This window comes from Candidatus Protochlamydia sp. R18, from assembly GCF_000648255.1.
Classification (GTDB): Bacteria; Chlamydiota; Chlamydiia; order Chlamydiales; family Parachlamydiaceae; genus Protochlamydia; species Protochlamydia amoebophila.
Genome location: NZ_BASL01000634.1, coordinates 1 through 13311 on the forward strand (window position 1 = coordinate 1; position 13311 = coordinate 13311).

Sequence of the window (13311 nt, forward strand, 5' to 3'; positions counted from 1 at the left end):
GAAAAGGTAAAGTGACGGGAATAGCTTTTATTGATTCTACATCAATAGCAGTATGTCATCATAAAAGAATTTCGCGAAATAAGGTATTTGCGGGGTTAGCAAAAAACTATATTCAAAATCCTGAGGATTTTAGAAATTTGATAACATTTTTTTCATGAACTAGCTGGTCAGCAGTGACTAATCGTCCAAATGAAAATTGTACATACACAAATAATTTCCCTTACGATCCCATGATAGGCAATTACCCTTGTGCCGATGCTTATTTTTGGAGCGCTATGAGCTTGATATTTTTGTTAGGAGCCATAGGATTAATGCTGTTCCTTTTTGGAACATTCGATTTCCTTGGATGGGGTTCTAAGCAAAAGTTTCAACACGTTCATGAGACACATCTTAAAACATCTTCTTTAAGTGATGGACACGAGCCTTAATGCCCTATTTCGTTATCGTCGCAATATTATTTTTACTTCAAACTTTATTTGAAGGTTTAGTTGCTCACTATCGTGTAGAGTCAAGTTTTTATGGTCTGACGATTATCGATTGGATAGCTTATAGCCTAGGAAGAACATGGCATTTACAGCTTGCAATATTTTGGATTGCAACAGCTTGGCTAGCTGGAGGACTCTTTATTGCTCCAATGTTGGGCGGTGTAGAACCGCGAAATCAAAAACTTGGGATTCAAATATTGTTTTGGGGGCTTTTGATAATGGTTCTAGTTAGCATGACAGGTGAATTTTTGAGTACTCAAAATTTATTAGCATCTGATATGTGGTTCTGGATAAGCAATCAGGGATCGAAATATCTAGATTTAGGACGCATTTGGCAATATCTTTTAATCTCTGGTTTCTTTTTTAGTTATGGCTTCTTTTTAGAGTTCTACGTCCAGCTTTTTCTAACTCAAAGCTTAAAGAATTCAGCATCCTTTTCTTTTTAACCGCGGCAGCGATCCCTATCTTTTATATTCCTGCTATATTTTATCACCATCACACGCACTTTACAGTTATAGAAATATGGCGTTTCTGGATCATTCATTTGTGGGTAGAAGGATTCTTTGAAGTATTTGCCACGGTATTGACAGCTGCTATGTTCGTACAAATGGGTGTGACGAAATTGATCACTGCAAAAAGACTGATTTATTTAAACATCATTTTTATTTGGGATCTGGAGTGATCGGAACAGGCCATCATTGGTACTTCACTGGAAAAACCAATGTAAAAATGACCTTGTCAGCATGTTTTTCTGCGATGGAAGTTGTTCCATTGACTTTGTTGACCGTTGACGCATGGGATTTTATTCGTGTTTCTGGGGTGCGTTGTGATGAATGTGGAAATGTATTAGCAGATAAACAAAAATGGACTATTTATTATTTGATTGCCATGGGAATATGGAAATTTATTGGTGCAGGAGTTTTTGGCTTTTTAATCAACTTACCGATTATCTCATATTTTGAGATTGGGACCAACTTAACTCCAAATCATGGCCATGCTGCTATGTTCGGAGTGTTTGGCATGCTTGCAATAGCAGTTTCTTTGTTCTGCATGCGTTACATTCAAACAGAACAGATTTGGGAAAAGATCCAAAACCTTATCAAAGTTGGTTTTTGGGACCTTAACATTGAATTGGCATTAATGGTTATAGTCGATCTTTTTCCTTCAGGTCTTCTCCAGTTATATGACTCAATGGTGAACGGTTACTGGCATGCTCGGCGCTTAAATTTTATTATAAGTGGACTTTTCCATACTTTGGAATGGATCCGATTAAGAGCAGATGCGCTATTTATTGTAGTAGGTGTAATTCCTACTGTTAGCGCGATTTTTATTACCTATATGTATGGACGCAAAAGTGACGCAACAAAATTAAGTCAGACCTGAAGGATTATTTCCCGGCGTCGGGTAAGCTAAGAAAATCTTTGATCGCTTGCTTAGAAGCTTATCGACCTATGATGGAAAGCGATTCTGTTAGGGAAATCTTTTTAGGGCAAACACGAACACAATTTTGAGCATTGCCATAACCAGCTATTCCCCCTTCACCAAGCACCATTCGCATTCGTTCAGTTTTTTCCATCTTGCCTGTAGGGTTGTCATTGAAAAAACGAATCTGCGACATGACAGCACGTCCCATGAAGGCTGATTTGACATTCACTTGTGGACAGCCTTCCACACAACATCCGCATGTCATACAAGTCGAAAGAACATACATCGCTTCTTGGAGTTCAGGACTAATGAGTGGTCCAAATTGCCCGGTAACTTGAGTGCCATCAACAGAAATCCATCCTCAAATTGTTTTTAGGTCTTCAAACATCGAGGTTTTGTCTACGCAAAGATCGCGAATGAGAAGAAATTTCGTGAAAGGGGCAAGAATAATAGTCGTTGAACCGGTTTCTCTAATATAGCGTTCGATAAATAAAGTATAGTACACTAGCACAAATGGCAAAAAACCAGAACATCGGACCTGCATTCCGCCGAATATCAATCAAAATATCAGCCTGTAAGTATGTTTGAGCTATAAGATATGCAGTTTTTTACGCACTTATTACGCAGTTCAAGAAAGATTTGACTGTTTTTTGCATGATTTGGTCGGCTTTTGCCGACAAAGAGAATTTTTCGACGTTCCCATCGATCTCATGACGTTTTTAGTGGTATGGGAACGGTTAAATGAATTGTAATTTGCTGAAAATGAAATGGAAAGGAATCGCGTTCCCAGAATTCCCATTGTTCCCACGAAAAATGGAGAAGTAGGAAAAGATTTCAGAAAAATCGGTCGATAAAAGGAAGTATTGCTTTGAATTGCGCTGGTTTGTTGTGGTCGATTGCGTAAAATGAGGTTTTCGCAACATTTGCGTAAAGCTCGAAAACCTGCTTAGAAGTATAGGTAGAAAAAGTGGGGCAAGTAGGATTTGAACCTACGACCAGCGGGTTATGAGTCCGCTGCTCTAACCACTGAGCTATTGCCCCAAGTAAAGAGTAAGACAATAAAAAATAACATTCTTCGAAACAAAAATCAAGTTTTTCTAATGACTAATTGAATCATTCGTATGGAGTTCCTTTTCTTGGGCTTCTAAGGTTATTCGAAAAAATTTCGCCAAGTCTTCTTTTAATTTGATAAGAGCAGGGCGATAAATATACATCATATGACCAGCGTCATAATAAGTCATCATTACGCGATTTGGAAAAGAGGGGTCTAATCCTAAATGATTAAATGTATATTCGGTCGCAAAAAATGGAGTTGCTAAATCATAACATCCATTTGCGACAAAAATACGAAGATAGGGGTTTCTAGTCATGATACTTCGAAGAGTTTCTGCCACATTTAAATACTGATTTCCATTCCCATATTTCCAAGGTTGAACATCCGTTAAAATTTTATAATGACTCTCCCCTTTCCATTTCAAATCATTATAAATATAATGATTGAGCGTTGCTGTGAAAGCTCCAAAAATAGCATCCATACTCGGATCGTATTCGAAGTATTCCCCTACGGCATCAATATCAATTCCTAAAAATCGGCTATCAAATCTTCCAATTGTACGTCTATTGTTTCTTAACAACTCTTTAACATAACGCATCATGTCGATACGGAGCTGGCTTTTTTCTACGTAATCGACCGAAAGACCTGTCAAATGAGCAATTTCACGAGCTACTTTTTGGTATTGATCTTTAGAAAGTAAATCCCCTTTAAATAAAGCATTTGCATAAACATTATCGACGAATTCACGAGCTATTTTAAGAACTTTTTCCAAAGGTAGCTGCTGCAAGTCAGGAGGAAGTTTTTTGTGATACCAAGCTGTTGCAGTATAGCTTGGTAAAAACAATAAGTAAGGCAGATCATTTCCAGCATTAAAATCAATCGATTGGAAATTAAGTACAGAGGAAACCAAAATCAGACCGTTAATATTAAGATAATAATTCTTATGTAAATATCCAGCCAATCCGACAGCTCTTGTCGTCCCATAGCTTTCTCCCGCAATAAACTTGGGAGATTCCCATCGATGATATTGAGTAATATAAATTCGAATAAATTCAGCCATTGATTTGATATCCTCTTCCACACCATGGTAGTCTTTAGCACTTTCTGGAGGAATAGCGCGGCTAAATCCTGTAGAAACAGGATCAATAAACACCAAATCGGTGTCATCTAAAATAGAAAATTCATTGTCAATGAGATGATAAGGAGGTAGGGCATCGCCGTTATCTGTCAAAGCAACCCTTTTAGGGCCAAAAGTTCCTAAATGCAACCATACTGAAGAAGAGCCTGGTCCTCCATTAAAACAAAACGTAATAGGTCTTTGACTCAAATCAGTAACTTTTTCTTTCATATAACTGATAAAAAAAATACTCGCTTTGGGGTCACATTTTTCATTTTTAAGAAGAAGGGTTCCTGCAACAGCTTTATACGCAATAGATTTGCCATTAATAACTAACTCATGCGTTGTTTCGGTAAATCCTTCTGTTGTTAAACATTTAGAAGCTTCCGGTTGAGCTTTAACCTTCTTAGCTTCTGCACTTGATAAGTGGAATTGAAAGATTAATAGATTCAGGCAAATCAATAAACAATGAATAGCTTTTCTCACTATGGGCTCCTAGTTAGAAATTGGTAGCAATCAGTCTATTAAAAATGGGAGTTTTAGATAAGAAAAAGTTGTCCTTCATTTCCTTTCAAGCTAGCAACACTTGAAGCCTTTCCAATGAAATATCTTGAATGCAAATTTTTTTGTGTCGACTCGTTTGTCCTTGAATAAGCTGAATAGAACTTTTTCGAATCTTAAATAAGGAAGAGAGAAAACGAATGAGTTCTGTATTTGCTTGGCCTTTATCGGGAATGGCTGCCAGTCGTATTTTTAATTCATCCCCTTCCCATCCGACTTTTTCTGAAAAAGAAGCAAGAGGAATGACTTTGATTTTAATAATGATTCCTCGATTTGTTTGTTGAAACATTTATAACCATTATTATAATAAGTTAAGTTTCCGATGCTTTATTTAAGGAATGAAACATGAAAAATAAAAATGCTCTTTTAGTAAGCTGTACATTTATTACTTTTGTTGCTGTTGGCAATTTGATCCGTTTGTTTTGGGATATCTCTCTTTCCATTGGTCCATTAGAGCTTCCTGGATGGACTGGTGCTATTGGATTTCTTTTATTCGGAATTTTAGCTGCTTGGTCTTTCCAAGAGCTTTACGCTCTTAAACATTTAATAAAGTTTTTAAATCAGCAAAGGAAACAAGAATTGCTTCAGCTTCCTGAGTTACCTATAGAACATATTCAAAATTCTATAATTGAAGATTTACCTCACGACATACAACAAGAATCAAACAAAATTTAAATTTACTTTTACTATGTTGGCATAAACTTCCTTTTGCTTTAAAACATCAGATAAAGTTCTCTAAAAGAGTTTATTATCTTTTTATTGATTGCTTTTAGGCTGCTTTAGCAATTCTCGCTTTCTTTTTTCCAGCTGTTCAATTTTATCTTGAAGGTCACGCTCGAGCTCTTTTATTTGTTTAAATTTTTGAATTTCTCTTTCGTAAGCTGACCAATCTGCAATCATATATTCTTGCCCTGTCACTACTTCATTAAATTCAGACGATTGTAACTCTTTTAAGTGCTGTTTGAGTTCAATAAGTCGCTTATCAATATAAGGAATTTCTGAAGAATTTTCAGGATTGATTGCATGTGTACAGCCAAAAACTATTAAAAAAAAGAGTAAAAATTTTGTTGATTGCTTGAACATAAAAATTCTCCTTGAGAAATATTGAAAGCCATCTTACTTATACCATTTTTAGAAAATATTGATTCATAAAAACTAAGCCTTAAAATTATTTTATGTCTCGTACTTATATGCAGGTTAAGATTTTTTAATTCAGGGGTTGAATTTTTTATCTTAAGCACTATGTGAATATTTTACGGTTTTTAAACAATGGGTTAAATTTAAAAATAAAATCAACTGCTAAAGCAATTTTTTGTTTTCCTTACTTTTTACCATTTTCCATTCCTAAAATTTTTATCCTTAAAGCTAAATAAATTAAAATGTTAGATAGGATTCAAATAAATAGCCCTCGCAAAAAACTTGTAGAGAATTTTTTAATATATTTTCAATTCAGGTACGTTCTTAGATGAATATTAGGGGGCACTCTCACAAACTTTTTGAATTTTTTATTAATCCTATACTAAAAATACTAGTATACTATATTGCTTTATTGTTTTATTGCTGGTAATTTATCATAAATCAAATCTTTTATTAAAATAAAAGCTTTCAGGCATAGATGGAGAATAAAAATGCTTCACAAAATCTTTTTAACGCTAATCTGCTTATTGATAAGCTGGAAGCCGATTTTAGCTAGTGAAATTTTACAGTTACGCAAAAATTTACAAAGAGCGGTGCCTGGAGACTATCTTGTTATTTCTTCAAATAAAACTGATACACTCATGCATATCTACGATAAACAAGATGATATTCTTACCATCGAAGAGATTGCGATTCCCGATTGTCGTAAACCTAAGCAATTAAGCTGGAAAAAATGGGTAGAACAATATGCTCCAGGAAATACTTCTTGGGTGATGTATGAAATTAATTTGCAAACTGGACGTATGATTCGTTACTACTCTTTTTCTAAAAATGATTGGTACGCGATTTCTGATGCTGATAATTTTTTATCGACTCTTCTCAATTTGAAATTATCTCCTATTCCTCAAGAAGCTCGTAAAAAAATCGGACCCAAGCCTAATTCTGGGCCGGATTGGAGACCTGTATGGCAACCTCGTATGATTGTCAATGGTTCGATCATTAAAGATGTTCGCTTTAATGCTTGGCGTACCAGATGGCCTAAAGATGGAAGTGAGCTATCAGGCAAAATGATCGAAATTTATTTACCTGTAGATAATCAGCAGTATCCTTCTTATTTCCCTTACTGGCTTCAAGTCAATGGAGTGATTGGTAAAGCTAAAATTAGAATAATTGATTCTGGTACGCAGCTCATATCTCCAAAATCACCTCTTCCTGCTTTAAATCCTTGACCAGGGCGGTTAATTTGGCGTATACTTATCAACAATTTTTTCATCGAAAAAAATATTTCTCAGCTTTTGGAATCTGATCACTAACAAACTTTCGTTTGATTTACATAATCCTTTAAATATTAATTGATTAATTCAATTATCGCATATATTTTTTTTGAAAAGAAAATTTTTTGAAAAAAAATTTCACTCATTAAACAAATTTTTTATCGACAGTTTTAAACACTTTTTCCACAAAAAAACACTCTTAATTTCAATCTTTTATTAAAAAAGGGTAAACAAAACACATACAAGTATTTACCAAACCTTTTTAAACTCTAAGTTATTGATAACCAAAAAATTAAAAACATAAAAAAGAGGCCAAATTAAACTTTGCGAAACGCAAACATATTTTTTAAACTTCAATTTATAACATTGTCATTTGTTGGCGAATCGGTTATCATCTTTGGATTTTAAACTTCACAAATCGAATAATATGTTTAGTAAACCTCGCCCTTATTCCTTAGCGAAATCTCACCAAATATTAAAAACTTCCTATAATTTTTATCAGAAAAAACGAAAGCAACTCTCTGCAGATCATTTAATTCATTTTGAAACTCTCTTAGAATCTCTTGACAAAGCCATTCAAAAAGAAGATCGATTAAAAGCAGATGCTTTCGCGAAAGAAACTGAAAAATTTACTCAAATACATTTTAAAAAGAGCGTTCTAGATTATACTTGGGAAATTGGTTTAGCCATTTTTATTGCATTATTAATTGCTGTTGTAGTTCGTCAAATGTGGTTCGAGCTTTATGAAATCCCCACCGGCTCTATGCGCCCAACTTTTAAAGAACAAGATCATCTCTCTGTCACAAAAACAGCCTTCGGTTTAAATATACCATTGGAGACTAATCATTTTTATTTTGATCCAAACCTTGTCCAAAGAACAAGTGTGGTAATTTGGTCTGGTGATGGAATTTCTCATCTCGATTCTGACTCTACCTTCATGACTATTTTTCCTTATACCAAACGTTATATCAAAAGGTGCATGGGTAAACCTGGAGATATTTTGTATTTTTACGGAGGTAAAATTTATGGGATAGATCAAGATGGCAATGATTTGAAAGAATTACGAGATAGTCCCTATCTCTCAAAACTAGATCATATTCCTTTTACAAACTTTGAAGGCAAGCGAGCTTATACTCAAGATTCTCAACTGAAAATGATTAATCAAGTCGCATTCGGCCATTTCTCTCTAAATGTTGGACGTTATCGATTTATGCGTCAATCTATTGCAGGAGAGGTATTCAATGGTAGAGAATGGATTAAAGACAACCCTCTTGCTCAGAAAAAAGCACACCGTTCTATTGAAACTTATAGTGATTTATGGGGAATTCGCAACATCGCCATCGCAAGATTATTGACAAAAGATCAGATAGAAAAGTTTACAACATTTTCTTTAAAAGATTTTGGAGAAGGAATTCTTTACTTAGAGTTAAGACATACTCCTAGCCTTAGTTATCCTTTACCCATTCTTTCAGATTTTTATGGACCATCAATTGAAGGTTTTACCACATTAATTCCTCTTGAAGAAAAACATTTGAAAGCTCTTATGGATAATATGTACACCTGCCGTTTTCATGTTCAAAATGAAAAAGGAGTACCTTATCGAGTTGAAAATCAGAAATCTCCTTCTCAACACAGTCCTTCGTTTCCCAATGTTCCTAACGGAACATATGAATTTTATTATGGAAAAGCTCAGCAGATTCATTGGGGTGGTATTTCCACAACACTGCCCTCTAATCATCCTCTTTATGATTTCACACCCAATAACGTCCAAAAGCTATTTAATATCGGCATTGAGATGAATAATCAAGTAGAGCCTAATCAAGCTAAACAAGCTTTTTTTCCTAATAGATATGTGTATTTTCGAGAAGGCGATTTATATGCTATGGGTGGAAAAATTTTGGATAAAGAAGATTCAGTTTTACAAAATTTTCATCAAACAGAAAAAAATCGTGAGGAAAAATCTACTGAAGCAAACCCTTATATTGCTTTTAAAGACTATGGACCTCCTTTAACCTCTTCTGGTGAATTGGATAAGGAGTTTATTCGTACATTTGGATTAAAAATCCCTCAAAATCATTATCTCGTTTTAGGTGATAACCACGCCATGAGTCAAGATAGCCGTTTTTTTGGCCCGATTCCGCAAGCAAATTTACAAGGTGCTCCCTCTCTTATTCTTTGGCCTCCAGGCGATCGTTGGGGTTTCCCAAATCAAAAACCTTACCCTCTTTTTACATTTCCAAGACTAATTGTTTGGGGTTTAGCAAGCTTGATCGGATTAGTCTGGTGGTTATTTCGTCATCATAGCCGAACAAAACCTGTGTTCAAAAAATTAGGATGAAATTGACAAAATATGGATTTTTTTTAAAAAATTTCACCGATTTACTCTATCTTTCTTGAGCAAATAAATTTAAAGATAATGGTGAAGGCCATTAAAATTTACATTTTCAGCAAAAGTTTCGGAATTCAAGTATGGATGCTGAATGACCATTTGTCATTCAGCATAAATTTAAGAAGCAACTTCAGAAGGTTGCTGATAGCATTTAAAGCTATTCATAAGACCAGGAGTTGACAAAAGCTCTAAAGTAACAAGTAGGTTCTGATAGGTTTCCTCCGATAAAATAATGACCGTCCCTTCTTCAGATGTAATTTTAAATTGAATATTATCTTGCTGAGCGATTGCAATAAGTCCAGACAAGTTTTGTCTTGCCTCTTCAGCTGTTAATGTATTCATAATTCCCCTTTTTACAAATACTGAATTTAGTCATCACTTATCATTCAGTTTTTTTATTAACACACTAAAATGTTATTAGTATTAACGCAGAAAATTTCGGCGTTTTAAGGCAACCAATTTGTTAAATTAATATTCAGATTTTTTAATTATTATTTTTGTAGGTTCTCCATTAAGATCCCAATCAGTCCCTTCATAGGGGCCAAATTGAACATCAGTCGCTAACACTTCTTGACAGATATAATTTTTATACTGATCAAAGCATTCTATTACTCGTGTGGTTGTTTGCATATAAAGTTGAATGCGATCCGTGACAGCAAAATTAGCTTCTCGACGCATCGTATTGACCTTATTCACAATTTCTCGCGCTAATCCTTCTAAAAGAAGCTCTTTATTCAAATTTGTATTCAACGCTATCGTAATAGTCCCTTGATTTGCCGCAATAATTCCTTCTCGCACAATTCTTTCCACTTGAACATCTTCTGATGTCAATAAGACTGGGTGCCCTTCAAGGATAATTTCAACAGATCGATGATTAAGAAGTTCGGTGAGCTCTTTTTGCCCAAATTGTTCAATCGTTAATTGTGCAAGTTTCATTAATTTTCCAACTTTTTTGCCAAGTACTCGAAAGTTTGGTTTAGCTTTCAAACTGACAAAATCTTTTTCATTGGAACTGAAAGTAATCTCTTTTACATTGAGTTCTTCGCTGATAAGATGTTGTTGCTCTTTTAAAAAGTCTAAAACTTTCGGATCAGCAGATGCTAATTGTGCTGTCGCTAACGGCTGACGAACTTTTAATTTATGCTCTTTACGAAGCGCATGACCTAAGCTAACTGTGACTTGAACAGCCTCCATTTCAGCTTCCAATTTTTCATGTCGACTCAATTGCTGATAATGGGGAAAATCACATAAATGAACAGATTCTGGCATGTCACGAGAACGTAAATTTTGATAAATAGCTTCACTGATAAATGGAACGTAAGGAGCTGAAATTTTGGTCAACTCAATCAAAACATAGTATAACGTTTCAAAAGCTTGAGTACGGTTCGGACTTTCTTTATCGTCCCAAAAACGGCGGCGAGAGCGTCGGATATACCAATTTGTTAACTGATCGACAAAATTCACAAAGGGTTCAACCGAGCGAGATAAATCATAATCATCCATCCCCTGTTCAACTTCATGCACAAGTTTGTTAAGGAGCGAAATAATCCATTGATCAATTGCCAGTTCAGGCTTTTGAACTAACTTACCTGGCTTCCAATTGTAAATTCTTGCATAAGTTAGAAAGAATGTATAAGCATTCCAAAGTGGTAAGAGAATTTGGCGAAGTACTAATTCAACCCCGTTTTTTGAAAATGAAAGATCATCCGCTTTAACAGCAGGGCTATGTAACATGTAAAGTCGAATAGCATCAGCTCCATATTGCTGAATTACTTCTGCCGGATCCGGATAATTTTTTAACCGCTTAGACATCTTAGCCCCATTTTCTGCTAAAATTAGTCCATTTACAATGACATTTTTCATTGCAGGTTGATCAAATAATGCGGCTGACAAAACAGTTAAAGTATAAAACCATCCACGCGTTTGATCTAAACCTTCCGCAATAAAATCGGCAGGAAAATTTTGCTCAAATAACTCTCGATTTTCAAAAGGATAGTGATTCTGAGCATAAGGCATGGAACCTGATTCAAACCAACAATCAAAAACTTCTGGGATCCGCTTAAAAGTCTTTCCATTTTTTTCAAAAGACATCTCATCGATAAAATGGCGATGTAAATCGGTCAATGGGTTTCCTGTCAATTGTTTGAGTTCTTCAATGCTTCCCACAACATGGATTTCACCATCTTGAGCACGCCAAAGAGGGATAGGTGTTCCCCAATAACGATTGCGGCTAATTGCCCAATCACGTGCTCCTTCTAACCATTTACCAAAACGGCCATACTGAATATGTTCTGGTGTCCAATGAATTTGGCTATTAGCTGCAAGCAAACGATCCTTAATTTTTTCAACGGCCACAAACCAAGTTCGAACAGTTTTATAAATTAATGGTGTATCTGAACGAGGACAAAAAGGATAGCGGTGATGGCAAGTTCCTTGATGAATCACTTTTGCTTGTTGCTTTAAACGCTTGATAATGTCTTTATCTGCCTCTTTAACAAATATTCCCTTATATTCTGGTATTTCATCTGTAAACTGTCCGTTGTTATCGACAGGGCAAACAGGTTCAATTCCGGCTTTTTGACAAGCATAAAAGTCTATTTCTCCAAAGGCTGGAGCGGTTTGAACAATTCCTGTACCTTCTTCAACAGAAATAGAATCTTCCAAAATAATCTTAAAAGCTCCCGAATGAGCCCTATCATTAAAATAGTCAAATAAAGGTATATAGTGTTGTCCTTCAAGTTCACTGCCAGGAAATTTACGAACGATTGTGTATTCTCCAGAATCTTTATAATATCCCTTGAGTCGCTCTGTTGCTAAAATGTAGTTTCGCTTTGAAACATGATCTTGCACTTCTGCGTATTCGATCATGGGGCTCACCATTAGAGCTAAATTAGAAACTAATGTCCAAGGAGTCGTTGTCCAAGCAAGAAAATAGGTATTAGAATTATCTCTTGATTGAAATGCCACAGTTAAAGAAGGATCATCAACCTCCTTATAGTTTTCCGAAGCTTCAAAATTGGACAGAGGTGTGCCCAGCTTTGCTGAGAAAGGCATCACTTTTAACCCTTCGTAAACAAGGCCTTTATCGTATAGTTGTTTAAATACCCACCATACAGATTCCATGAAAGGAAGATCCATTGTTCGATAAGTTTGATTAAAATCAACCCAACGTCCCATGCGATTAACAGTGAATTTCCACTCCTCTGTATAACGTAAAACGATGTTTCGACATTCTTCATTGAATTTAGCAATCCCAAATTCTTCAATCGACTTGGCTCCTGAAAGTCCAAACGTTTTCTCAATTTCATTCTCAACTGGAAGTCCATGACAATCCCACCCAAAACGCCTGGGAGCGCAAAAGCCTTTCATCGTTTTATAACGCAAGACGACATCTTTGATTGTCCCTGCTAAAATATGTCCATAATGAGGAAGTCCCGTGGCAAAAGGAGGCCCATCATAAAAAGTAAACAAAGGCTGACCCTTTCTATTTTCGACAGATCTTTCGAATAGCTGGCCCTCTTGCCAAAATTTCAAGACCTTTTTTTCCCTTTCGTCAAATGACTCTTGCAAAACTTCTTCGAACATAAATAACTCTTATAATTTCTTTTTATCAGCAATTTCTAGGTTCATAATATTTGTCGAATTAGCAAATTTCGTGCTTCCGATAAAAATATCTTTAAACATCTTAATATTTTTTAGTATTTTAGGGGATAAAAAACCGAATCCGTTTAAAGCATCTAACGATAAAAGAACTTTCTTACTTTTCGCCTAAACTAAATTGGGAAATAAACACAGGTTTAAGATGAGAATTTGCTTAATTTCTCCGCTATTTGTTTCTATCGCTAAAACTTTAATCGTTTAAATGCTTT

General features: G+C 35.3%; 12 protein-coding genes, 1 tRNA gene and 1 pseudogene. 7 read left to right on the top strand and 7 right to left on the bottom strand.

Annotated elements, in window-relative coordinates; translation table 11 throughout:
* The 4 genes and pseudogenes from TY19_RS14030 to TY19_RS14040 all read left to right on the top strand — a co-directional run.
* A pseudogene (locus TY19_RS14030) lies at positions 1-104 on the top strand (transposase); the annotation flags it as partial.
* A gap of 69 nt (positions 105-173) precedes the next feature.
* Entirely contained in the window at positions 174-428 is a 255-nt protein-coding gene (locus TY19_RS15180; RefSeq protein ID WP_148300621.1) for a hypothetical protein, read from the top strand.
* Entirely contained in the window at positions 428-931 is a 504-nt protein-coding gene (locus TY19_RS14035; RefSeq protein ID WP_052354738.1) for a cbb3-type cytochrome c oxidase subunit I, read from the top strand. The genes TY19_RS15180 and TY19_RS14035 overlap by 1 nt, the downstream gene beginning before the upstream one ends.
* Positions 932-1151: 220 nt before the next feature.
* The gene (locus tag TY19_RS14040; RefSeq protein ID WP_255346656.1) at positions 1152-1868 is read left to right on the top strand and encodes a cbb3-type cytochrome c oxidase subunit I; all 717 of its coding nucleotides are present in this window, start codon (positions 1152-1154) and stop codon (positions 1866-1868) included.
* A gap of 58 nt (positions 1869-1926) precedes the next feature.
* Here TY19_RS14040 and TY19_RS11540 read toward each other — a convergent pair whose 3' ends face one another.
* The 4 genes from TY19_RS11540 to TY19_RS02850 form a co-directional block, all read right to left on the bottom strand.
* Positions 1927-2196, bottom strand: a complete 270-nt coding sequence (locus TY19_RS11540; protein ID WP_148300622.1) for a 4Fe-4S dicluster domain-containing protein — start codon at positions 2194-2196, stop codon at positions 1927-1929.
* 682 nt (positions 2197-2878) lie between these two features.
* A tRNA-Ile gene (locus tag TY19_RS02840) sits at positions 2879-2951 on the bottom strand.
* A 56-nt stretch (positions 2952-3007) separates the two neighbouring features.
* Positions 3008-4567, bottom strand: coding sequence for a S10 family peptidase (locus TY19_RS02845; RefSeq protein WP_042279987.1), 1560 nt, complete (start codon positions 4565-4567; stop codon positions 3008-3010).
* Positions 4568-4652: 85 nt separating this feature from the next.
* On the bottom strand, positions 4653-4931 hold the full coding sequence (locus TY19_RS02850) for a DUF167 domain-containing protein (protein WP_011175050.1): 279 nt from the start codon (positions 4929-4931) through the stop codon (positions 4653-4655).
* Between the two features lie 56 nt (positions 4932-4987).
* Between TY19_RS02850 and TY19_RS02855 the strand changes: the two genes are divergently transcribed.
* Positions 4988-5317, top strand: coding sequence for a hypothetical protein (locus TY19_RS02855; RefSeq protein WP_042279990.1), 330 nt, complete (start codon positions 4988-4990; stop codon positions 5315-5317).
* Positions 5318-5398: 81 nt separating this feature from the next.
* Here the strand turns inward: TY19_RS02855 and TY19_RS02860 are convergent, their stop codons facing one another.
* The gene (locus tag TY19_RS02860) at positions 5399-5725 is read right to left on the bottom strand and encodes a hypothetical protein (RefSeq protein ID WP_011175048.1); all 327 of its coding nucleotides are present in this window, start codon (positions 5723-5725) and stop codon (positions 5399-5401) included.
* A 545-nt stretch (positions 5726-6270) separates the two neighbouring features.
* On the opposite strand from TY19_RS02860, the gene TY19_RS02865 reads away from it, so the two are divergent.
* Both TY19_RS02865 and lepB read left to right on the top strand, forming a co-directional pair.
* Positions 6271-7008, top strand: coding sequence for a hypothetical protein (locus TY19_RS02865; protein WP_042279993.1), 738 nt, complete (start codon positions 6271-6273; stop codon positions 7006-7008).
* 472 nt (positions 7009-7480) lie between these two features.
* Positions 7481-9391 (top strand): signal peptidase I, encoded by a 1911-nt coding sequence (gene lepB / locus TY19_RS02870; protein WP_042279996.1) that lies wholly within the window; start codon positions 7481-7483, stop codon positions 9389-9391.
* Positions 9392-9559: 168 nt separating this feature from the next.
* On the opposite strand, the gene TY19_RS02875 is transcribed toward lepB, so the two are convergent.
* Complete coding sequence (locus tag TY19_RS02875) at positions 9560-9784, bottom strand: type II toxin-antitoxin system Phd/YefM family antitoxin (RefSeq protein WP_011175045.1); 225 nt, start codon at positions 9782-9784, stop codon at positions 9560-9562.
* A gap of 126 nt (positions 9785-9910) precedes the next feature.
* A complete protein-coding gene (gene ileS, locus TY19_RS02880; protein ID WP_042279999.1) occupies positions 9911-13027 on the bottom strand; it encodes an isoleucine--tRNA ligase in 3117 nt (1038 codons plus the stop codon).
* Positions 13028-13311: the final 284 nt, after the last annotated feature.